Consider the following 21,598-nt stretch of genomic DNA (forward strand, 5'->3'; position numbering starts at 1 on the left):
CACCTATAGACGCGGCTCCCCGCCGTCGGGCGGGCGCCGGGGCGGCTTTCGCCGCCCTCTAGGCCTAGGGCCTGGGTAGCTCAGTTGGTAGAGCAGCGGATTGAAAATCCGCGTGTCGCTGGTTCGATTCCGGCCCCAGGCACCACTTTCCTTTCAGGACCAGGTCGCCTCAAGGTCCCGCCGGCCTCGCCAGGTCGAAAGCGCGACCAACGCGCCCAGCACCACCAGCAGGACCAGGGTCGAGCCGACCGTTCCGAGGGCGAGCCCGCCCTTGACGTGGGGCTTGGTCAGCAGGTCGCCCATGGTGGCGCCGAACGGCCGGGTCAGGACGAAGGCGGCCCAGAACAGCGCGGTGCGCGAGATCCTGGTGAAGCGGTATCCGATGACCGTCAGCAGAATGGCGGCCGAGATCAGCAGGTTGGCCGCCAGATAGCCAAGTCCCGAGCTGTCGGCCAGATAGTCGCCCAGCGCCGTGCCCAGGGTGTTGGAGACCAGGATGGCGCCCCAGTAGAAGGCCTCGGCCCGGGGCTCGCCGATATGGTCGACCTTGAGCGAGCCCAGGGTCAGCCGCCAGGCGGCCAGGACGGCGATCAGCAGGCTGACCAGCAGCGCGGCCCCCGTCGCATAGCCAAGACCCAGGGTCCGGTCCATGTAGTCGGACAGGGTGGTCCCCGCCGTGCTGGTCGACAGGATCACCGCCCAGTAGAGCGCCGGATGGAAGCGGTCGGCCTTCAACTGCGCAAGCAAGGTGACGACGAACAGGCCGATCAGAATCAGCGAGCTGGCGGCGTAGCCGACGTTCAGCGTCATCGACAGCAGGTCGCCGCCGGTCTCGCCCACGGTGGTGGCGCAGATCTTCATGACCCAGAAGGCCAGGGTGACCGTCGCCACCTTGTTGGCCGACCGGGAAGCGTCATGACGAGGCGTGGCGGTCATGTTCGAGGCGCTCCGGCGATCCGCGCTTTTGGGATGCCGGACGGCGGGCGTCAAGAATCCCTGGGGCCCGGGACCGGGACGCAGGCGAGGCGGCATTTTTCCGCTGTCGCTTCCATCTCTGACCGCAAGCGGCTGCCGTCACTTTCATCACCGGCGTCCGCCGCTTTGTGCAGGTGTGAAATTTTACCGGCTCCGCTTGGTGTTTCCAACAGCGCCGCCTTGGGGCGGCTCCGGCAGGCCCGGCGGTCATGCTCTGGGAGCGGAAATTCGCCGCGACAAGGGGCCGGGCGGCGCCCGATACAGCTCCGCCATAGAGCGCCGCCCCGATGGGCGCGTCGCGGTCCGGGCGCGGGGAAGTCGAACCGGATGCACTAGGCAGAAGAGGGCGATTCCGATCGCGGCCGGGACATATCAGGCCCAAGAACAGCGCTTCCGCGGGCCAGGGCGGAAAAACCTCTCCCGTTTGCGCGCCGCCCGCTCAAAGGGACAGTTAGGCCGAAAGCGCGGGGCGGCGATCAACCTGCTCTACGAAGGATTGTGCTTTGTCCCGGCGCCCGTCCTGGTCCGGTCCGCGAGATCATTGTTTTGTGGCCATGTTGCAGTGCAGCGCGGCCATTCTCTTTGGCAGGGAAAAACCGTCCTCAAATCCTGATTTCCCTTTTGTGCGCCGCGGCAACGATAGGTGGTGCGCGGAAGGGATGGAAAATTTATGCCCCCCCTCACCCCTTGACGGTGCGAAAAGGGGTTGCCAAAGGACCCCTGCCGCAATTCTAACATTGCGGTAAGGTCAGTGCCTCGCAGGGGGCGGTGATCACTCGCGCTTCGAAACGATCCTTCTGAGGGGCATGAGCCCGGCAAGGGGGGCGTAACGGGTCGAGCGCAGCGAAGCGGGTTCGCGAGGCGTCCGAGCGATCGGCCACCGCGCGGGCTATTCAAGTTAGGGTGGAGACGCTCTCGCGCGACGACCCTCGGTCCAAACGTGCTAGACCAATCAGGAACTGGCGACAGATGCTCGACATTAAACGGAAGACCCCCCTCATCGCTCTCGTCGGCGCCATGGCGCTGATGGTGAGCGCCCCGGCCTTCGCCCAGGACGCTGCGGCTCCTGCGCCGGCCACCACCGAGGCCGCCGCTCCGGCCGCCGCTGCTCCGACTCCGGCTCCCGCCGCTGACGCGCCCTCGACCAACGCCGGCGAGGCCGCGACTGAAAAGATGAAGTCGCATGGCCTGACCCCGGTCGGCATGTTCCTCGCCGCCGGCGCGGTCGTTAAGGTCGTGATGATCGGCCTGATCCTGGCCTCGATCTTCTCGTGGGTCCTGCTGATCACCAAGATCTTCGAGTTCGGCGCCCTGAACAAGCAATCGGACAAGTTCCTGGAAGCCTTCCGCGGCGCCCGTTCGATCGCCGACATCGCCCGCATCGGGTCGTCGGAAGAGTTCGAAGGCAACCCGATGGCCGACATGGCCGCCGCGGCCGCCCAGGAAGTCGAACTGTCGCGTCAGGCCGGTCTGGCCGTCGGCGGCGAGCATCGCGACTCCACCCTGGCTCGCGCCACCTACGCGATCAACGCGGTGCAAGCCTCGCTGGTCAAGCGCCTGTCGGGCGGCATGGTGTTCCTGGCCTCGGTCGGTTCGGCCGGTCCGTTCATCGGTCTGTTCGGTACGGTTTACGGGATCATGACCTCGTTCATCGGCATCGCGAACACCAACACGACCAACCTGGCCGTCGTCGCCCCCGGCATCGCCGAGGCGCTGCTGGCCACCGGTATCGGTCTGTTCGCCGCTATCCCGGCGGTTATCTTCTACAACTACTTCCAGACCCGCATCTCGGGTTACGGCACCCGCTCGGAAGGTTTCGTCGCTGAACTGATGAACGCCATTTCGCGTCAGCTCGACAAAGGAGCCTAAGACCGATGGCCGCCAAACTCTCAGGCGGTGGGGGCGACAGGTTCAACGTCGAACAGAACAGCGACATCAACGTCACGCCCTTCGTGGACGTCATGCTGGTGCTCCTGATCATCTTCATGGTGGCGGCGCCGCTCGCCTCCGTGTCGATCGAAGTGAACTTGCCGCCGGCGGTCGCGAAGGCATCGCCCAATCCGCCGAAACCGGTCTACATCTCGATTAAGAAATCGGGCGAGGTCTACATTGGCGACGATCGCACCACGATCGACACGCTGGGTGAAGACCTGACGAAGGACATCGGCAGACGCGACCCTACCAAGGAGCGCATCTTCATCCGCGCCGACGAAAAGACGCGCTACGGCAATTTCATGGAGGTGATGAACACTCTCCAGGACAATGGCTTCTATAGCGTGGCTCTAATCGGCAAGGATCAGAACAGCTAGGGGTGATGCATGGCTGAACAACAAGCGCCTGAGCATCGCCACTACGACCCGCTCACTTCGGATGGTCCGCGCCGCAAGAAGGGGCTCGGCGCTTTCGGGATCGCGCTGATCGTCGTCGTCGGCTTCCACGCTGCTTTGTTCGCTTACTTGGCGAAGCAGAAGTTCGAAGCGGTGATGAAGGAGTATCACGACGACGCCGTGGACGTGGAGCTGCCTCCGCCGCCCCCGCCGCCGCCGCCGCCTCCTCCGCCCCCGCCGCCGCCGCCGACCAACGCTCCGCCCCCGCCGCCGGCGGTGGTGCAGCCGAGGCCGCCGATCGCGCCGCCGCCGGACGTGACTCCGCCGCCGCCGCTGCCGATCCCGCCTGTCAAGGAACGGGTCGAGCAAACGGCGCCGCCGGTGATCTCGAACGTGCCGCCGGTTCCCACGAACCCGCCGGTCCGTGCTTCGGTCGTGACCCGACCCGATTGGCTGCGCAAGCCGAGCGGCGACGATCTGGCCCGGTACTTCCCGGAGAGGGCGTCGCGGATGGAAGTCTCCGGCCGTGCGACGATCCAATGTACCGTCACTGCCAAGGGTACGTTGGAGAACTGCTCGGTCGTCTCGGAAACCCCGCCTGACTACGAGTTCGGCAAGGCGGCTCTGCAGATGTCGAAGCTGTTCCGCATGAAGCCGAAGACGCTTGACGGCGCTCCGGTGGAAGGCGGCCAGGTCACGGTGCCGGTGGTCATGAACGTCCCCCGCTAGGGACCTTCGCGACAGGCCAGGAAACGGGCGCCCCGGAGCTTCATCGCTCCGGGGCGTTTTCGTATGACAGGGGCGTTTCGGTGCTTGATCCGGTCCTCGCCTCCGACTAAACACACGGCCTCGCGATACGCCGCCTTAGCTCAGTTGGTTAGAGCGCTAGATTGTGGATCTAGAGGTCCTCGGTTCGAGCCCGAGAGGTGGTACCATCGCAAGCGCTGAAATGGCCCGGCCCGCAAGCCGGGCCATTTTCATTGGGGCCTAGCCGACGAGGACGGCCCAGACGCGCCAGGCGACCAGGGCGATCGCGATCCAGCCGACGGTCAGGCCGGCCATGGGGCGGGTCTGCCACCAGTAGCGAACCCTGCCCAACACCATGCCTGAAGCCGTTTTCACGCCACGCTCCTGAACTGACGCGCGGACGTTGCCGCGCTGCTCCCTGTCCAGGAGACTGCGCCGAAGCGCGGCTTTTCGATAGGGCGGCGGCCTGCGGCACGGCGCCGCTGGCCGCCGCGCGCCTCAGCGAACCGCGGCGACCGGTTCGTCGTCGACCATGGCCCGGACCAGGTCGACCACGCGGCGGCGCAGCCGCCGGTCGCCCAGGCGCGGGAACAGGCCGGCCAGCTCCAGGCCCTCGGGCGTGGCCACGAACTGGGTCATTCGGTGGGCCAGGCCGTCGTCGCCGCCCTGGGCGGTTTCGTCCAGCCCCTCGAAGAAGTAGGACACCGGCGACTGCAGCAGCCGCGCAGCCTCGTACAGCTTGGAGGCGCTGATCCGGTTGGCGCCGCGCTCGTATTTCTGCACCTGCTGGAAGGTGATGCCCAGGGCGTCGGCCAGTTGAGTCTGGCTCAATCCCAGCACCTTGCGGCGAATCCGCAGGCGCGCCCCGACATAGAGATCGACCGGGTGAGCCATGTCGGCCATAGATTTTTCGGTCATCTGCCTAACGTCCTATAGCGGCCGGCGTCTCGATCGACGCGGCCGCGCGGCCCAGCTTGATCGGTGCAGAATAGACCCAGGTGGCCTGCTTAGTCACGCCTCTGACATATCTCATCTTTTGCCTGATATTCGCGCGGCGGGGTTGACCTTTTGCCTCGGCCAGAGTGTCTGCCGCTGATGAAGACGAGGCAGGGCGCGCGCGTGGCGGTGGCCGGCGGCGGCGCGATCGGATCGGCGGCGGCGCTGAGCCTGGCGCGCGCCGGATTGGCGGTGACGCTGTTCGAGCCGCGCCCCTGGGCCGACAACGCCTCGGGCGTGGCGGCGGGCATGCTGGCCCCGGCGGCCGAGGCCGTTTTCGATCCCATATCGGGCGCCCACCTGGACCTGCTGCGCCGGGCCCGCGACCTCTGGCCGGCCTTCGCCGAGGGCCTGGCCCTGCCGATCCTGCGCGACGGCCTGAGGGTCGAGGGCGAGGCGGCATGGCTGGCGACCATCGCCGCCCGGTTCACGGCCCTGGGCGCGCCCGTGGAGCGCCTGGAGGGCGGCAAGGCTCTCCTCAGCCGCGAAGATTGGCGGATCGAGGCCCGCCCCGCCCTGGCGACCTTGCGCGACGCCGCCCTGGCCCTGGGCGCACAGATCGAGGCCCGAGCCTTCACGCCGGACGACCTTGAGGCCTTCCCGACCGTGGTGCTGGCCACCGGCGCGGCGCGCGACCTCGGCCTGGCGCCGGAGCTGGCCGTCCTGACCCCGATCAAGGGCCAGATCCTGCGCGCCGACCGCGGCCCGGCCGCCGGACCGGTCCTGCGCGGCGAGGGGGTCTATCTGTGCCCCGGCCCCCGCCCGGCGATCGGCGCGACCATGGAGACCGGCCGCGACGACCTGCAGGTCGATCCGGCCGCGACCGAGGCCCTGCGCCAGGCCGCGCTCCGCCTGCGCCCCGAACTGGCCCAGGCGGTCCTGGCCACCGAGGTCGGGGTGCGGGCCGCCACCCCCGACGGCCTGCCGTTGGTCGGCTGGAGCGCCGCGCCCGGGGTGATGCTGGCGGTCGGGGCGCGGCGCAACGGCTGGCTGCTGGCCCCGCTTGTCGCCGATCTGGTCGCGGCGTATCTGACGGGGCAGGACCCGGGTCCCGACGCCGCGCGCTTCGACGCTCGGCGGTTCGAGAAGGCCTGAACGACAGCGACAACAGCGGGGCGGGGGCGGATGGCCGGGTTCTGGTTGACCGAGGAGCAGCAAGCCATTCATGACGGCGTCGCCCGGCTGTGCGCCGAGTTCGACGACGACTACTGGCGCCGCACCGACGAGACCGGCGTCTTTCCCGAGGACTTCGTCGCCGCCATCGCCGCCGGCGGCTGGCTGGGCGTGGCCATGCCCGAGAGCGTCGGCGGGGCCGGCCTGGGCCTGACCGAGGCGGCGGTGATGATGCAGGCGGTGGCCCAGTCCGGGGCCGGCTTCACCGGGGCCTCGGCCATCCACCTGAACATCTTCGGCCCGATGCCGATCGTGAAGTTCGGCAGCGACGACCAGCGCCAGCGGCACCTGCCGCGGCTGATCAGCGGCCAGGACAAGATGTGCTTTGCGGTCACCGAGCCCAATTCCGGCCTCGACACCGCCAGCCTGGAGACGAGGGCCGAGCGCACCGCCGACGGCTATGTGCTCAACGGCCGCAAGATCTGGACGACCGGGGCCCAGCGGGCCAACAAGATCCTGATCATCGCCCGCACCACGCCCAAGGACCAGTGCGCCAAGCCCACCCAGGGCCTGTCGCTGTTCTATACCGACAGCGACCGCATCGAGGCCAAGCCGATCCCGAAAATGGGCCGCAAGGCGGTCGAGTGCAATCTGCTGTTCATCGAGGACCTGCACGTGCCGGCCGAGGATCTGGTGGGGGAGGAGGGCAGGGGCTTTTCCTACCTGCTGCACGGTCTCAATCCCGAGCGGGTGCTGTTCGCGGCCGAGGCTATCGGCCTGGGGCGGGCGGCCCTGGCCAAGGCGGCGGCCTACGCCAAGGAGCGGGTGGTGTTCGGCCGGCCGATCGGCCAGAACCAGGGCGTGCAGCATCCGCTGGCCCGGTCCTGGGCCGAGCTGGAGGCGGCCAATCTGATGGCCTTCAAAGCCGCGGCGCTCTACGACGCCGGCCAGGACTGCGGGGCCGAGGCCAACGCCGCCAAGTACCTGGGGGCCGAGGCCGGCTTCTCCGCCTGCGAGGCCTCGGTCCTGGCCCATGGCGGCATGGGCTACGCCCGGGAATATGACGTCGAGCGCTATTTCCGCGAAGCCATGATCGCCCGCATCGCCCCGGTCAGCCGCGAGATGATCCTCAACTACATCGCCGAGCGGGTGCTGGGTCTGCCGAAGAGCTATTGAGGAGGCGGGGAGGCCCCCGGCCCCGCCCCGCCCCCCCTCCGATCGCTAGCCCTCGGCGGCGTCGAAGCGGATCGGGATGCGGACGCTGGCGCCGTCGACGGCCTGGCCGTTCTCCATCTGCGGGCTCATCCTGAAGAACCGCGACAGCTTCAGGGCGGCCTTGCCGAAGCCCTCCTCGGCCGGGGTCTCGTCGACGACGGTGCAGGTCTGGATCGAGCCGTTGGCCGCCACCGTGCAGTTCAGGACGGCCAGGCCGCCGACGCTCCGGCGCATGGCGCTTTCGGGATAGAAGCGGCTGAACTCCGAGGCCCCCGGCCTTTTCAGCCAGTTGGGGCGGGTGACGACCCGGGGCAGGGGCTGGGCCGGCGGATCGGCGATCACCGGCGGATCGGCGGTGAACACCGGCGGACCCGAACCCTTGACGTCGCTCGCCGGCGGCATGGGCACGACCAGCTTCTCGGTGCTGGCCAGGGGCGGCGGCTCGGCCGGCGCGTGCGGCTGGATGGGATTGGACTGGACCGGCTTGGGCCTGTCCGGCTGCGGCTTGGGCTGTTCGATCGGGATCCATTTCTCGATCCTGGTCACCGGCGGGCCATCGTCGATCGCCGGCGGCACGACGAACTTCTGGTAGGCCAGATAGGCGAACAGCCCCGCGTGGGCGGCGGAGACGACGACCAGCGCCGCCACCAGCGCCTTGGACGGCTTGCCGCGCGGCGCGTCCAGGCCGGGGATGTAGGAACCGATCACAGCGTGTTGGGCGACCATGGCGACCTCCTTGGGCGCCGGCCTCTGACGAGCCGACGACGATAGCCAAGCATGGAAATTTACTGATGTAAATATTACGACCGTAGAATTTTTACGACCGTAAGCGCGAGCATGGCTTTCGCTCTCGGGAGGTCGCCCAAACTCCGTCTCCCCGGCGAAGGCCGGAGCCCAGGTGAAGCCCACGAGCGCTCCGGATGAATCTGGATCCCGGCCTTCGCCGGGAAGACGGCGATGGGAGAGCAGCGCTCAAAACGACGCGTGAACCTGCCGAGACACCCTGACGCAGGCCTCGCGGCCCCGCGCCCGGTCATGGTTAATCGCGTATTAACCACGCGGGTCCAGACAGGAGCGCATGGCGAACGTCACCTCCATTCGCAGCGTCGTCGAGTCGGCGATCCAGCGCGCCTCCAGCGCGACGGGGGTGGACTTCACGTTCCTGATGGGCGCGGCCAAGCGCGAGAGCGGCTACAACCCCAACGCCCAGGCCCGCACCTCCTCGGCCTCGGGCCTGTTCCAGTTCGTCGACCAGACCTGGCTGTCGACCCTCAAGAAGCATGGCGCCAAGTACGGCTACGCCCGCTACGCCGACCTGATCCAGCAGGGGCCGGACGGCAAGTACCGGGTGGCCGGCGACGAGGCCCGCAAGGCCGTGCTGGGCCTGAAGCTCGACCCGCACGCCGCCTCGCTGATGGCCGGCGAGCTGGCCTCCGACCACGCCTCCTACCTGCGCGGCCGGGTCGGGCGCTCGCCCACGGCCGGCGAGCTGTACGCCGCCCACTTCCTCGGACCCCAGGGCTCGGCCCGGCTGATCGAGGCGGCCAACGCCGCCCCCGGGGCCAGCGCCGCGGCGATGTTCCCCGACGCGGCGGCCGCCAACCGGTCGATCTTCTACCGCGACGGCCGCGCCGCCACGGTCGGCGAGGTCTACGCCAACCTGACCCGGACCGGCGGGGCGGAGGAGGCCGCTGTCCCCGACGCCGCGCGCGTTGCACCCGACGCCGACCAGGGCTTCGTGCAATACGCCTCCGGCCGGCGGCTGGAGCGCATCCAGCAGCAGCAGGCCCTGGTCGAGCTGATCCTGCGCGGCTCGCAGGGCGTCGACAGCGGCGGCTTCGGCCTGGCCTCGAACGCCGGCGGCTCGTCGGCCCAGCGGATGACCAGTTCGATGTTCTCGTCGGAAATGCTGCGGGTGCTGTCGGACGCCAGCGACAAGGCGGGGCGCTAAGGCGTTCGCCGCCAAACCACACTTCCGCTCATCCCGGCCAAGCTTCAAAAATAGGCCGCCATCTGGCTGAGGCCCCGACGGTCCAAGGGCGCAGCGCCAGCTCACGATCCGTTCAGCATGAACGCTCTCTTTGGGAGAGTTTTAAAGCGATCTATATAGTTGGTTGCATTTCCATCGCCTCCCTTCTACCAGTGTGCGAGCGGCGCGGCCGATGTCGTTTCGCCTCATGACAGTGCGCGTAAAAACAATGGGCGACACGCGCCTGGATGAAGACGGAGGAAAGACACCATGGCCGCAGTCTTGGTTGATGAAATGCGTTGCGTGGACTCGTCGGATTCAGCCGACGATATTTATTTGATGACGTTCCGCGGTAATACGACCGCGCCCTTCGCCAGCAATGTCGGCGTTCAGGGACCGGGAAATTTCTGGGATGACTTCGACGCCGCCGAAGTCCGAAAGCAGGACATCCCCATCGCGCAGTTCCGTTCGGACGCTGTCTATGTCGTCATGCTCGTCGATCAGGACAGCGGCCGCGACATCGACGCGGAAGCCTTGGGGCTATGGAAGACCATGACCGATGTCGCCTGGAAGGCGATGATGGTCAGCCAGACCGTCGCCGGCCTGGGCACGGGTCAGGAACCGCAGAGAGCGGCCGCGGCGGCAGGCGTCGTCAACGCCTTCCTGGGCGCTGCCAGCGCCACGATCAGGGCCCCGAAAGATCCCGATGATCGCATTGGTTTGCCCAGGCGGCTCGTCGTCGCCCCCGGCAAGACCACGCTGCTTGAGTTCAAGGAGAGCGGCGGCGACGGACACTACAAGGTGACGTTCAAGGTCCAGTAGACTGGTCCAGAGCACGTTTCTTCAAGTCGAACACGCATCTGAAATCCCCGTCTCCCCGGCGAAGGCCGGGGCCCAGGTGAAGCCCACGAGCCGCTCAGGATGGATCTGGGTCCCGGCCTTCGCCGGGAAGACGGTGGTTGGGGAGAGCGTGCCGATCTAAAATCCCTTAGGCCACCGCCGCCTGGCCGAGGCCCCGGCGGTCCAGGGTCGCCGCGTCGGCCACGGCGCGGGCCACGGCGGCGACGCTGACCGGCTTGCGCAGAACGGTGTCGGCCCCGGCGTCCAGGCAGTCGCGGGCCTCGTCGGCGTCGCCGCCGATCACCGCGATGATCGCCACGTCGCGGTTGCCGCCGTCCAGGGCGCGCAGGGCCGCGGCGGTCTGGGGGCCGTCGAGGATCGGCATGCGGCCGTCCAGCATCACCAGGTCGAAGTCGCAGGTCCGGGCCAGGTCCAGGGCCCGGCGGCCGTTCTGGGCGTGGACCACCTGGTGGCCGAGCTGCTCGAGAATGGCCCGCAGCATGGCGGCGTTGAGGGCGTCGTCCTCGGCGATCAGGATCCGCAGGTTGCGCGGCGGGGCGCCGGCCGGCTCGGTGACCTGGGGTGTGTCGCCGACCAGGTCGACGGCGCAGGCGGCGTGCTCGTCATAGGGCAGGGTCAGGGTGAAGCAGCTGCCGACGCCGACGGCGCTGCGGGCCTCCAGGGCGCCGCCCATCAGCCGGGCCAGCTGGCGCGACAGCGACAGGCCCAGGCCGGCGCCATTGACCCCGGCCCCGGTGCGCTCGATCCGGCGGAAGGCCTCGAAGGCCTGCTCCATCTCGTCGATCGACAGGCCCGGACCGGTGTCGGCCACCTCGATGGCGATCTGGTCGCCGCGCCGCTCGACCCGCACCTCGATGCGGCCGCGCACCGTATATTTGACGGCGTTGCCGACGATGTTGGCGATGATCTGGCGGGTGCGCAGGGGATCGCCGATCGCGGCGCCGGCCTGCCGATGCTCCAGGTCGGCCTCGACATGGACCGACAGCTCCAGGCCCTTGGCGACGGCGTGGGGCCGGTCGAGCAGGACCAGGTCGCGGATCAGCCGCACCGGCTCGAAGGCGACGCTGTCGACCGCCAGCCGACCCGACTCGGCGGTCTCGGAGTCCAAGGTGGCGTTGAGCACGGCGACCAGGTCCTGGGCGGCGTCGAGGGCGGCGTTGAGCTGCTCGCGCGACGGGGCCGCCCGGCCGCCCTTGCCGGCGGCGGCGGCCAGGACGTGGGTCACCCCGGTCAGGCCGTTGCGGATCTCGTGGCTCAGGGTGGCGACGATGTCGGACTTCGAGCGCGCCGTCCGCTCGGCGGCCTCCACCACCCGCAGCCGCTCCTCCAGCAGGGCCTCGTGGGCCAGGGCCAGGGCGTGCTGGCGGCGCAGCATGCGGTTCAGCACCAGCGACAGGGCCATGGCGAGGGCGATCGCTCCCCAGGCCAGGGTCCCGGACCGATGACTGTCGGGGCGCGAGAACAGCAACACCAGCGGCGCGGCGGCCGCCACCGGGGCGGTGATCAGCAGGGCCAGCAGATAGGGGGCCGAAAAGAAGATGCAGATCACCGCCGCCCCGGCCGCCAGCAGCAGCAGGGTCTCGCGCGCCGGCCCGGCCCCTTCGGCGAAGGCGGCCATCTGGGCCACGGCCGAGGCCCAGAGCAGGCCCGACAGCAGGTGCACCCGCGCGCGGCGTGGAATGTCCTCGGCCTGCGGCGTCCGCAGCCAGCCGGCGACGCCGTAGAAAGCGCCCCAGTTGATCGCGAACACCGCGAAGCTGGCCGACAGCCAGCCGGCGTTGGCGGCGAACGAACCGGCCCAGACATAGATCGGCAGGCTGACCGCGAACACCGCCAGGGCGTAGGGCAGCAGCGCCGTCTGGGCGTCCAGCGCCAGCCGCGTGTCGGCGCCGGGGGCGGCGAGGTCTTCGGATCGGCGCTCGACGAACAACAGTCTGATTCCCCGGCTGGTGAGCCAGGACCGTAGGAGATCGCGGTTTGCGGCCGGTTACGGCTTATCGTTAATCCACAGGCGAATGCGGGCAAACAATCGTTAAGCCTAACGAGCGATGATCCGATTCAGCTATCCCCCGAGGATAGGGGAGACCCCATGGCCACCACCCGCGCCGCTCTGACCGACCACGACATCCGCATGCTGGTGAAGGGCGCCACGCCCGACGAGCGCGCCCTGGCCGCCCACAAGCTGTGCCGGACCATCGACCGGGCCGAGATGGACGAGGCCCAGCGGGCCCTGGCCGCCGACATCCTGCGGGTGATGGCCGCCGACGCCGCCGAACTGGTCCGCCGGGCCATGGCGGTGACCCTGCGCAATTCGCCGACCCTGCCGTCCGACGTCGCCAACCGCCTGGCTCGCGACGTCGAGAGCGTGGCCCTGCCGGTCATCAGCTTCTCGCCGGTGTTCAGCGACCACGACCTGGCCGAGATCATCCGCCTGGGCGGGCCGGTGCGGCAATTGGCCGTGGCCAAGCGCCCCAAGCTGTCCAGCCGGATCGGCGCGCTGCTGGTCGAGCAGGGCGACGAGGAGGTGGTCGCCGCCGTCTGCGCCAACGACAACGCCCGGCTGACCGACCTGGCCCTGCAGAAGGCCCTGGATCGCTTCGCCAAGTCCGAACAGGTGCTGGCCGCCGTCGCCTACCGCTCGGTGCTGCCGCTGTCGGTGACCGAGCGCCTGATCGACATGGTCGGCGACCAGCTTCGCGACCATATCCTGACCCACCACGCCCTGTCGGCCGAACGGGTGCTGGACCTGATCGTCGGCGCCAAGGAGCGCGCGACCCTCGATCTCGTCGACCAGGCCGGCCGCACCGCCGACGCCAAGGGCTTCGTGGCCCATCTCAACAGCGTCGAGCGCCTGACGCCGTCCCTGCTGCTACGGGCCTTGGCCCATGGCCACATGACCTTCTTCGAGTGGGGGGTGGCCGAGCTGGCGGGCGTGCCGCATCACCGCACCTGGCTGATGATCCACGACGCCGGCCCCCTGGGCCTGAAGGCGATCTGCGAGCGGGCCGGCCTGCCGCCGCGGTTGTTTGCCGCCCTGCGGGCGGGCGTCGACGCCTTCCACGACCTGGAATATGACGGCGGTCCGGGCGATCGCGAACGCTTCCAGGCGCACATGATCCAGCGCTTCCTGACCTCGTCGACCACGGTGTCGCGCGAGGACGCCGACTACCTGCTCGACCGCGTCGACCGCCTGGCGGATCAGGTCCAGGCCGCGGTGGGCTGAGTTTCGGCCTCCGGCCGTCGGCTCCGCTACGGCTGTTTCTTGAACAGGTCCTGGAAGATCAGCGGGCCCCAGGTGCGGCCGTGGGCGTGGACCAGGGCGCCGCCCGCGTCGAGTTTGCCCAGTTCGACGGGCGCGAACCCGAGCTGTCTGGCCAGGGCCGCCACGGGCCCGATCGCATCCTCGTCGTCGCTCGACAGGAAGACGACCCGGTGGCCGCCCTCGACGACCGGATCGGCCGCCAGGGTGGCCGCGAGCAAGTGATTGAACCCCTTGACGAGCTTGGCGCCGGTGAACGCCTTGGCGACGACGGCGGAGGACGGAACCTCCAGCCCCTCGGGGACCGGAAACAGGTTCGTCGCGTCGACGATGGTCTTGCCCTTCCAGCTGGGCAGCGCCTTGGCGACCTTGGGGTGCGCCTCGAAACGGACCGCCAGGAAGACGGTGTCCGCCTTGACCGCTTCCGCCAGTGTCCTGGGAAGGACCGTGGGTCCGATCGCGGCCGCATCGGCGGCGAAGCTTTCCGGGTCGCGCGTGGTGGCGACGAAGACTTCGACGCCCTTGCGGGCGAACGCCTTGGCGAGGACCTGGCCGATCTTGCCGAAGCCGATGATTGCATAAGTCATGATGGTTTTCCGATCCGTGTCGATCTTGATGTCCCGGCCTTCGACGGCGCCGGCGCGCGCGCCGGTTCCCGGTCCGGCGGTCCGTTCAGATGGCCGAGAAGCCGCCGTCGACGGACAGCGCCATCCCGTTCACGAAGCTCGAATCGTCCGAGGCCAGAAACAGCGCGACCGCGGCGATTTCCTCGGGACGACCCATCTTTCCCCGGGGAATCAGGGATTCGAACATCTGCTTTGCTTCTTCGGTGAGAACCTCGTCCTGCATCGGCGTGGCGATCGGCCCCGGGTGCAGCACGTTGACCCGGATGTTCCGGCCCTTGAGCTCGTTGAGCCACCCGCGGGCGAATGCGTGCAGCGCCGCCTTGCTGGCCGCATAGACGCTGTAGCCGGGAAAGCCTTTGATCGAAGCCACCGACCCGGTCATGAAGATCGATCCGCCGTCGTTGAACAGCGGCAGCGCCTTCTGGACCGTAAACAGCGTGCCGCGCGCATTCAGGTTGAAGGCCGTATCGAAATGCTGCTCGGTGATCTCGCCCAGCAGGGCGGCTTCGCCGACGCCGGCGCTGGCGTAGAGGACGTCGATCCTGCCCTTCTCCCGCTTGACGGTGTCGAACAGGCGGTCGAGGTCGGCGAGGTTGGAGGCGTCGCCATGCACGCCGGTGACGTTCCGGCCGATCAGCTTGACGGCCGCGTCCAGCGTCTCCTGTCTGCGGCCCGTGATGAAGACATAGGCGCCTTCCTCGACGAACCGTTTGGCGCTCGCCAGCGCCATGCCGCTCGATCCGCCGGTGACGACGGCGACCTTGCCTTCAAGCTTTCCCATGATGTCTCTCCTTCGGGGTTCTGTGTTTGGCTGTTCGGGCAGATCCCGAGACGCTCCAGATGGGTCGGCCTGGGTCAGGGGTTGAGTGCGGAAGCGCGCACATCGGTGGTGCGAAAACGATCCGGCTCGACGATCGGCGTCCGCCATGCAAGATCGGGCCACGCTCGTCGACATGGGCCATGGCGGCCGCCGTACGGCCGTTCGACGTGCTGGATACGGACTTCGGACGGCGCACGGCGCGGCGCGGGAATGCACCATGATCGACTGGGATGACGTTCGCTATTTCCTCGCCGTCGCGCGGGCGGGCTCGGTGCGGGCCGCCGCCGAGCGCCTGGGCGTCAACCACGCGACGGTGCTCCGGCGCATCGCCCAGCTCGAGCAACGCCTCGGGGCGCAGATGTTCGAAAAGCTGCCGTCGGGCTACCGCCTGACGACCGCGGGTGAGGAGGTGCTCGAGCTCGCCAACCAGATGGAGGCCTCGTCGCACCAGCTGGAGACCCGCGTCTTCGGGCGCGACCAGAGCGTGCGCGGGCGTCTGCGGGTGACCCTGGCGCCGCCCCTGGCGACCCACCTGCTGATGTCGGACTTCGCCGATTTCGCGCGCCTGCATCCGGATATCGAGATGGACATCATCTCATCCGGCGAGCTGGCGAACCTGACCAACCGCGAGGCCGACGTGGCGATCCGCGTCGTCTATGAGCGCAAGACCCTGCCGCTCAATCTTCACGGCCTGAAGGGACCGGAGGTGTTCGGCGGCGTCTACATCTCCCGCGATCGACTGGCCGCGCGGCAGGCGGGCGCGCCCGATCCCCCGCGGTGGATCGTCATCAGCGCCCATGGCGTTCCGGACTGGGCCAGCGCGGGCGAGGTCGCCGCCGCGGGGGTTCCGTTCAGGGTCACGGACGCCGGCGCGCAGATCGCCGCCGTACGGCAAGGGCTGGGGATCACGACGCTGCCGTGCTTCGTCGGCGACGCCGACCCGCTGCTGGCCAGGGCGCCGGGCGTCGACCTGCACCTGTACGGAACGCTATGGCTGCTCACCCAGGGCGAGACCCGCAAGACCAAGCGCGTGCGGCTTTTCACGGAGTTCATCTCCGCCAGGCTCGCCGCCTACGCGCCGCTGCTCGCGGGGCTGTCCCTATCGGGCGACTGATGCGCCCCGCCGTCAGCTCTGCGGCAAGCTCGCCCCCGCGGCGCTGACCCAGGCGACGATCTGGGCCAGGGCCTGGCTGTTGGCCTGGTCATAGGCCTGGACGATGGCCCCGACCCGGTTGTCGGTCGCCTTGACCTTGGCCACGAACACCTGGTCGCCGACCAGGGTGCGGTCGGCGGCGCGGGTGGCGACGGCGCGGATCTCGACCAGCACCTCCGGCGCGGCCTTGGGCCCGTCGACATAGTCGGCCTCGAACGAGCGGACCTCCAGGCGCAGGGCCAGGGCGGCCCTGGCCGTCTCGCCGCGGGTGACCAGGCGGGCGCGGCTGGCGTCGGACTCGAAGGCCCGCGACACCGCCTCGTCGAACAGCACCGAGGCCGGCGACACCCAGCGGGCCCCGGCGATATAGGCGGCCTCGCCGTTGGTGACGGTCAGGATCCGGTCGGCGGCCGCGGCGCGGGTGAAGACGGTCGGGGTCTTGAGCACCCCGAAGGTCCGGGCGGCGGCCGGGGCCGGGGCGGCGCCGCCGAGCGGATCGTGGCCGAACCGGTACAGGCCCGACGGCTCGGCCTTGGGGAACAGGCTGATGCAGCCGCCCAGGGCCAGGCACAGGGCGAGGGCGGGGACGGCGCGGCCCAGCGACCGCAGGGCGGGGCCCAAGGCGCGCACGGGGGGAATGCTCACGGCTTGACCTCCACTTCCTTGGCCGGCGCCTTGGACACCAGGCCGCGCGGGTTCTGTTCGACTTCGCCGACCAGCCGGTCCAGGGACTCGGCGGCCGACTGCAGGGTGACGACGGCCGCCGACAGCTGCGGCAGGCTGGTGGTGGCGAAATCGCTGGTCGGGCCGTCCAGCTTGCCGACCATGCCGTGCACCTCCTTGGCGGTGGACCGCAGTTCGTCGGCGGCGTCGCCGAGGTTCTTCAGGGTGCGCTTGGCGTCGCCGTCGACCAGGCCCTTGGAGGAGTCCGACAGCTCGCCGATCTTGGTCGAGGTCGCCTCCAGGCTCTGCAGGGCGGCCTGGGCGTCGGCGATGATCGCCTTGCGCTCGCGCAGCTCGCCCGTGACCGCCTGGAGGTCGTTGAGCGAAGCGCTGAAGGTCTTGACGTTGTCGTCCGACAGCACCCGGTTGATGCGGTCCAGGGCCTCGATGGTGCGGGTCAGCACGGTGCCGCCGCCCTCCAGCAGGTCGGACAGGGCGCTGCGCTGGCTGCGGATCACCGGCGCCTCGCCGTCCTTGACGGTGGTCTTCAGCAGCGGCTTGGCCGGGTCGCCGGCGGTGATCTGGATGTAGTTGACGCCGGTGATGCCCTGGGGCTCGAGGGTGGCGTAGCTGTCGGTCTTGATCGGCACGTCCGAGGTGACCCGGACCCGGGCGATCACCCGGTTGGGGTCGCGCTTGTCCAGGGCGATCTTGGTGACCTCGCCGACCTTGATGCCGTTGAAATGCACCTCGCCGCCGTCCGACAGGCCGCGCACCGGGCCGACGAACAGCACGTCGTAGATGTCGTATTCCTGGCTGAAGCTGAGCTTGGCCAGCCAGACCGCGAAGATCACCAGCCCCATGAACAGCACCAGGGTGGCCGCGCCGACCAGGGCGTAGTTGGCGTTTCTTTCCATCAGCTCGTCCTCGAGGTCGACTTGGGGGATGTCGACTGGGGTGGCGTCGACTTGCCGGCGGCCGCGCGACCGCGTGGTCCCAGGAAGTATTCTTTGATCCAGGGATGATCGGACTTTTCCAGTTCGTCCACCGATCCGTCGGCGACGACCTTCTTGTCGGCGATCACGGCGATGCGGTCGGTGATGGCGTAGAGGGTGTCCAGGTCGTGGGTGATCATGAACACCGTCAGGTCCAGGCTGTCGGAGAGGTCCTTGATCAGTTCGTCGAAGGCCCCGGCGCTGATCGGATCGAGCCCCGCGGTCGGCTCGTCGAGGAACAGCAGCTCGGGGTCCATGGCCAAGGCCCGGGCCAGGCCGGCGCGCTTGCGCATGCCGCCCGACAGCTCGGCCGGCTTGAGATTGCCGGCCGAGGCGGGCAGGCCGACCAGGGCGATCTTCAGGTCGGCCAAGTGGTCGATCTCCTGTCGGGGCAGGCGGGTGTGCTCGTGCAGCGGCGCGGCGACGTTCTCGCGCACCGTCAGGTTGGAGAACAGGGCGCCCTGTTGGAACAGCACGCCCCAGCGGCGCTCGATGATGTTCCAGCGATGGCGCGAGGCGTCGGCCATGTCCTGGCCGAACAGCTTGACCGACCCGCCGTCGGGGACCTTCAGGCCGATGATGGTGTTGAGCAGCACCGACTTGCCCGCGCCCGAGCCGCCGACCACGCCGAAGATCTCGCCGCGGTTGACGCTGAGGTCGAGGCCGTCATGGATGACATTGTCGCCGAACCGCGAGACCAGGCCCGTGACCCGGATCGGCGGGGCCTCGGCGGTCGAGGGCGCGTCCTCCTCGACGGCGGGCGTCTGGGCCGCGCTCACAGGTTCAGCTCCATATAGATCAGGGCGAAGACCGCATCGATGGCGATGATCGCGAAGATGGCGTGGACCACGGCGGCGGTGACCCGGCGGCCCAGGGACTCCACGTCGTTGCCGACCTCCATGCCCTGGCGGCAGCCGATGGCGGCGATGACCATGGCCATCACCGGGGCCTTGGACAGGCCGATCCAGAAGTGCTGCACCCCCACCGAGTCGACCATCCGCTGCAGGAAGAAGGACGGCGACAGGTCCAGCACGATCCAGGTGACCAGCAGGCCGCCGGCCAGGCCCGCCAGGGTGGCCACGAAGGTCAGCAGCGGGATGGTGATCAGCATGGCGGCGAAGCGCGGCAGCACCAGGGCCTCGTAGGGGTCGACCCCCATCACCTGCATGGCGTCGATCTCCTGGTTCATCTTCATCGAGCCGATCTCGGCCGCGAAGCTGGAGGCCGAGCGGCCGGCCAGCAGGATGGCGGTGATCAGGATGTTGAACTCGCGCAGCACCGAAACGCCGATCAGCTCGACGGCGAAGACCTGGGCCCCGAACTGGGTCAGCAGGTTGGCGCCCAGCAGGGCCACCACCGCGCCGATGAAGAAGGTGGTGGTGGCGACGATCGGGATGGCGTCCAGGCCCGCCCGCTCCGACAGCGACACGACCGGGGCCCAGCGGATCCGGCTGGGCTTAACGATGCAGCGGCCGATGGCGACCAGCAGGTGGCCCAGGAAGGCCAGGGTGCCGTAGCCGTCGTCGAACAGGCCGATGACGCCGCGCCCGATGCGCTCCAGCATGGCCCGAAAGGCGCCGACCGGCGGGGCGATGTCGGGCTCGACCTTGATGGCGTCGCCGACCAGCTGCAGCAGGCGCTGGGTCTGGGGCCGGGCGCGGATGTGGCCGTCGGCCGCCCGGCCGTTGGCGGCCCGGAGGATGGCGTAGGCCCCGGCGGTGTCGCAGCGGGTGAGGTTGCTCAGGTCCAGGTCGACGACGTCGGAGCCGTCCAGGGCCGCGATCAGCCGCTCGCCGGCGTCGACCATGCCGCGGGCGGTCCAGTCCCCCGTGAGCACGACGGCGCGCTGGCCGTCGACGGTCTCGAAGGTGAAGTCAGCCGGAGCGCCCATGAAAGCCTGCAGGTCCTCTTCCCGACGTCCCGCCTCGCGAAAGGCCATGCCCCGACGCATCAAGGCGCGGCCCCCCGCGCCAGACATAGTCGGCGGCGCGCGGCGACACCAGCACAGCTTCAAGTCCCGGCGAGCCGCCTGGTTCCGCCGCGGGCGTTCGGCGCTTGAACGACGCCGCGACCGGACCCTGATTCTGTCGCGGAATCATCGCGGCTTTCCGCGGATTTGACGCCCTTGAGGGCGGCGATGACCGCGGGCGAGGCGAAAACCGCGAACCAATGTCGCCAAAGCTGCGTTGTCTAGCGCCTGGGCGGGCGGTTGTTCTAGAAGGCGTGAATGTTAACCAGTTCCGTGAACCGGCGGAGGGCGCTCGGCGGATTTTCGCTGTCGGCGCTCCTGGCCCTGGCGCCCCGGCTGGCGGCCGCGCAGACTGCCGCGACTCCTCAGGGGGCGGCCGTGGGCGAACCCTTCTCCGTCCAGATCCTGCAGGCCCGGGCCCAGGCCCTGGCCGCCGCGCCCTACAGCCCGCCGCCGCCGCTGCCGGCCATGACCGGCCTGACCTATGACGACTATTTCCGCATCCGCTTTCGGTCGCAATACGCGCTGTGGAACAATCCGCCGCTGACCTTCCGGGCCGAGTTCTTCCCGCCGGCCTATCTCTATCCGCGGCCGCTGCCGCTGTTCGAGGTCGCCGACGGCCTGGCCCGGCCGATCGCCTTCGATCCGGCGATGTTCGACATCCCCGGCGAGCACGCCGACGTGGCCAAGGCCTGGGGCGGCTTTTCCGGCTTCCGCCTGCTGTGGCCGCTCAATGCGCCGGACAAGCTGGACGAGGTCGCCGTCTTCCAGGGCGCCAGCTATTTCCGCTCGCTGGGCCGCGGCCAGCGCTACGGCCTGTCGGCGCGCGGCCTGGCGATCGGGGCGGGCGAGCCGAACGAGGAGTTCCCCGACTTCACCGCCTTCTGGCTGGAGCGCCCCGCCGACGGCGCGGCGGTGGTGGTCCACGCCCTGATGAACAGCCCCAGCTGCGCGGGGGCCTACAGCTTCACCATCCGGCCGGGCGAGGACGTGGTGTTCGACGTGACGGCCGCCGTCTTCCCGCGGGTGGCGATGGCCAAGGGCGGCGTCGCGGCGATGAGCAGCATGTACCTGTTCAATGTCGGCGACGCCTCGCCGGTCGACGACTTCCGCACCGCCGTTCACGATTCCGACGGCCTGGCGATCTGGACGGGGGCCGGCGAGCACCTGTGGCGGCCGCTGCAGAACCCCAAGGCCCACCGGCTCAGCAGCTTCCCCGACGACAACCCGCGCGGCTTCGGCCTGGTCCAGCGGGCGCGGGGGCTGGAGGACTATGGCGACCTGCAGGCCCGCTACGACCTGCGACCCAGCTTGTGGGTCGAACCCTTGGACTCGTGGGGCAAGGGCGCGGTGGTGCTGGCCGAGCTGGCGACCACCAAGGAGACCGACGACAACATCGCCCTGTTCTGGCGCCCCGAGGCGCCGTGGGCGGCCGGGACGCGGGTCGACCTGCGCTATCGCCTGCACTGGGGCCAGGAACGCTTCGCCAGCCCGGGCGCCCGGGTGTTCCGCACCCGGACCGGGGCCGACGCCCGGGCGGCCCTGCGGCTGTTCACGGTCGATTTCGAGGGCGGAGCCCTGGCCGAGGGGCTGGACGGGGTGGAACTGGACGTCCAGGCCGACGGCGGCGAGATCGCCTGGCGCGACCTGTCGCCCTATCCCGGCGCGGCCGCGGCCCGCGCGGCGTTCGGCCTGAAGCCTGTCGGGACGAGCGTCAACCTGTCCCTGCGCCTGCTGCGCGGCGGCGCGCCGATCTCCGAGACCTGGCGTTATCTCTGGAGCGCGTGAGGGGTGGAGCCTTGTCGAGGCGGAATGGCTCGATAGAGACGTCCACCCTATCCCGTCTCCCCGGCGAAGGCCGGGGCCCAGATCATAGGGCTGTGTGTTTCGGATAAGCGTCCAATACGACG

The 21,598-nt window shown here is 69.3% G+C and carries 21 protein-coding genes and 2 tRNA genes; 12 read left to right on the plus strand and 11 right to left on the minus strand.

Annotated features, from left to right (window positions below; translation table 11 throughout):
- The first annotated feature begins 69 nt into the window (after nucleotides 1–69).
- Nucleotides 70–145: transfer RNA gene (locus tag ACIPQB_RS05765), tRNA-Phe, on the plus strand.
- A gap of 8 nt (nucleotides 146–153) precedes the next feature.
- On the opposite strand, the gene ACIPQB_RS05770 is transcribed toward ACIPQB_RS05765, so the two are convergent.
- Entirely contained in the window at nucleotides 154–936 is a 783-nt protein-coding gene (locus tag ACIPQB_RS05770; protein WP_446484260.1) for a COG4705 family protein, read from the minus strand.
- Nucleotides 937–1,944: 1,008 nt separating this feature from the next.
- Between ACIPQB_RS05770 and ACIPQB_RS05775 the strand changes: the two genes are divergently transcribed.
- The 4 genes from ACIPQB_RS05775 to ACIPQB_RS05790 all read left to right on the plus strand — a co-directional run bounded on the left by ACIPQB_RS05775 (nucleotide 1,945) and on the right by ACIPQB_RS05790 (nucleotide 4,237).
- Nucleotides 1,945–2,844, plus strand: a complete 900-nt coding sequence (locus ACIPQB_RS05775; protein WP_446484261.1) for a MotA/TolQ/ExbB proton channel family protein — start codon at nucleotides 1,945–1,947, stop codon at nucleotides 2,842–2,844.
- A 5-nt stretch (nucleotides 2,845–2,849) separates the two neighbouring features.
- Nucleotides 2,850–3,284, plus strand: coding sequence for a biopolymer transporter ExbD (locus ACIPQB_RS05780; protein WP_446484262.1), 435 nt, complete (start codon nucleotides 2,850–2,852; stop codon nucleotides 3,282–3,284).
- Nucleotides 3,285–3,293: 9 nt separating this feature from the next.
- Entirely contained in the window at nucleotides 3,294–4,031 is a 738-nt protein-coding gene (locus tag ACIPQB_RS05785; protein WP_446484263.1) for an energy transducer TonB, read from the plus strand.
- Between the two features lie 129 nt (nucleotides 4,032–4,160).
- A tRNA-His gene (locus tag ACIPQB_RS05790) sits at nucleotides 4,161–4,237 on the plus strand.
- A 52-nt stretch (nucleotides 4,238–4,289) separates the two neighbouring features.
- Here the strand turns inward: ACIPQB_RS05790 and ACIPQB_RS05795 are convergent.
- On the minus strand, nucleotides 4,290–4,424 hold the full coding sequence (locus tag ACIPQB_RS05795; RefSeq protein WP_446484264.1) for a hypothetical protein: 135 nt from the start codon (nucleotides 4,422–4,424) through the stop codon (nucleotides 4,290–4,292).
- A gap of 123 nt (nucleotides 4,425–4,547) precedes the next feature.
- Complete coding sequence (locus tag ACIPQB_RS05800; protein ID WP_446484265.1) at nucleotides 4,548–4,967, minus strand: helix-turn-helix domain-containing protein; 420 nt, start codon at nucleotides 4,965–4,967, stop codon at nucleotides 4,548–4,550.
- A gap of 177 nt (nucleotides 4,968–5,144) precedes the next feature.
- Between ACIPQB_RS05800 and ACIPQB_RS05805 the strand changes: the two genes are divergently transcribed.
- Both ACIPQB_RS05805 and ACIPQB_RS05810 read left to right on the plus strand, forming a co-directional pair.
- Entirely contained in the window at nucleotides 5,145–6,140 is a 996-nt protein-coding gene (locus ACIPQB_RS05805) for an FAD-dependent oxidoreductase (protein ID WP_446484266.1), read from the plus strand.
- A 30-nt stretch (nucleotides 6,141–6,170) separates the two neighbouring features.
- On the plus strand, nucleotides 6,171–7,334 hold the full coding sequence (locus ACIPQB_RS05810; RefSeq protein WP_446484267.1) for an acyl-CoA dehydrogenase family protein: 1,164 nt from the start codon (nucleotides 6,171–6,173) through the stop codon (nucleotides 7,332–7,334).
- A 45-nt stretch (nucleotides 7,335–7,379) separates the two neighbouring features.
- Here ACIPQB_RS05810 and ACIPQB_RS05815 read toward each other — a convergent pair whose 3' ends face one another.
- A complete protein-coding gene (locus ACIPQB_RS05815) occupies nucleotides 7,380–8,099 on the minus strand; it encodes a TonB family protein (protein ID WP_446484268.1) in 720 nt (239 codons plus the stop codon).
- A 352-nt stretch (nucleotides 8,100–8,451) separates the two neighbouring features.
- Between ACIPQB_RS05815 and ACIPQB_RS05820 the strand changes: the two genes are divergently transcribed.
- Together ACIPQB_RS05820 and ACIPQB_RS05825 are read left to right on the plus strand one after the other, a co-directional pair.
- Nucleotides 8,452–9,324 (plus strand): transglycosylase SLT domain-containing protein, encoded by an 873-nt coding sequence (locus tag ACIPQB_RS05820; protein ID WP_446484269.1) that lies wholly within the window; start codon nucleotides 8,452–8,454, stop codon nucleotides 9,322–9,324.
- Between the two features lie 288 nt (nucleotides 9,325–9,612).
- A complete protein-coding gene (locus ACIPQB_RS05825) occupies nucleotides 9,613–10,164 on the plus strand; it encodes a hypothetical protein (protein ID WP_446484270.1) in 552 nt (183 codons plus the stop codon).
- A 166-nt stretch (nucleotides 10,165–10,330) separates the two neighbouring features.
- Here ACIPQB_RS05825 and ACIPQB_RS05830 read toward each other — a convergent pair whose 3' ends face one another.
- Complete coding sequence (locus tag ACIPQB_RS05830) at nucleotides 10,331–12,133, minus strand: ATP-binding protein (protein WP_446484271.1); 1,803 nt, start codon at nucleotides 12,131–12,133, stop codon at nucleotides 10,331–10,333.
- 159 nt (nucleotides 12,134–12,292) lie between these two features.
- On the opposite strand from ACIPQB_RS05830, the gene spbR reads away from it, so the two are divergent.
- On the plus strand, nucleotides 12,293–13,426 hold the full coding sequence (gene spbR / locus ACIPQB_RS05835; RefSeq protein ID WP_446484272.1) for a pole-localized protein SpbR: 1,134 nt from the start codon (nucleotides 12,293–12,295) through the stop codon (nucleotides 13,424–13,426).
- Nucleotides 13,427–13,452: 26 nt separating this feature from the next.
- Here the strand turns inward: spbR and ACIPQB_RS05840 are convergent, their stop codons facing one another.
- Entirely contained in the window at nucleotides 13,453–14,049 is a 597-nt protein-coding gene (locus ACIPQB_RS05840; RefSeq protein ID WP_446484273.1) for an NADPH-dependent F420 reductase, read from the minus strand.
- An 85-nt stretch (nucleotides 14,050–14,134) separates the two neighbouring features.
- The gene (locus ACIPQB_RS05845) at nucleotides 14,135–14,869 is read right to left on the minus strand and encodes an SDR family NAD(P)-dependent oxidoreductase (protein ID WP_446484731.1); all 735 of its coding nucleotides are present in this window, start codon (nucleotides 14,867–14,869) and stop codon (nucleotides 14,135–14,137) included.
- Between the two features lie 256 nt (nucleotides 14,870–15,125).
- On the opposite strand from ACIPQB_RS05845, the gene ACIPQB_RS05850 reads away from it, so the two are divergent.
- Complete coding sequence (locus ACIPQB_RS05850; RefSeq protein WP_446484274.1) at nucleotides 15,126–16,022, plus strand: LysR family transcriptional regulator; 897 nt, start codon at nucleotides 15,126–15,128, stop codon at nucleotides 16,020–16,022.
- A gap of 12 nt (nucleotides 16,023–16,034) precedes the next feature.
- Here the strand turns inward: ACIPQB_RS05850 and ACIPQB_RS05855 are convergent, their stop codons facing one another.
- The 4 genes from ACIPQB_RS05855 to ACIPQB_RS05870 are packed head-to-tail and all read right to left on the minus strand — an operon-like array spanning nucleotide 16,035 to nucleotide 19,610.
- Nucleotides 16,035–16,706 (minus strand): ABC-type transport auxiliary lipoprotein family protein, encoded by a 672-nt coding sequence (locus tag ACIPQB_RS05855; protein ID WP_446484275.1) that lies wholly within the window; start codon nucleotides 16,704–16,706, stop codon nucleotides 16,035–16,037.
- Nucleotides 16,703–17,641, minus strand: coding sequence for an MlaD family protein (locus tag ACIPQB_RS05860; RefSeq protein WP_446484276.1), 939 nt, complete (start codon nucleotides 17,639–17,641; stop codon nucleotides 16,703–16,705). The genes ACIPQB_RS05855 and ACIPQB_RS05860 overlap by 4 nt, the downstream gene beginning before the upstream one ends.
- The gene (locus tag ACIPQB_RS05865; RefSeq protein ID WP_446484277.1) at nucleotides 17,641–18,498 is read right to left on the minus strand and encodes an ABC transporter ATP-binding protein; all 858 of its coding nucleotides are present in this window, start codon (nucleotides 18,496–18,498) and stop codon (nucleotides 17,641–17,643) included. The genes ACIPQB_RS05860 and ACIPQB_RS05865 overlap by 1 nt, the downstream gene beginning before the upstream one ends.
- Nucleotides 18,495–19,610, minus strand: a complete 1,116-nt coding sequence (locus ACIPQB_RS05870) for an ABC transporter permease (protein WP_446484278.1) — start codon at nucleotides 19,608–19,610, stop codon at nucleotides 18,495–18,497. The genes ACIPQB_RS05865 and ACIPQB_RS05870 overlap by 4 nt, the downstream gene beginning before the upstream one ends.
- A 336-nt stretch (nucleotides 19,611–19,946) precedes the next feature.
- Here ACIPQB_RS05870 and ACIPQB_RS05875 point away from each other — a divergent pair, with 336 nt between their 5' ends.
- Nucleotides 19,947–21,476 (plus strand): glucan biosynthesis protein G, encoded by a 1,530-nt coding sequence (locus tag ACIPQB_RS05875; RefSeq protein WP_446484279.1) that lies wholly within the window; start codon nucleotides 19,947–19,949, stop codon nucleotides 21,474–21,476.
- Nucleotides 21,477–21,598: the final 122 nt, after the last annotated feature.

The sequence above is a fragment of the Caulobacter sp. LARHSG274 genome, assembly GCF_052871235.1.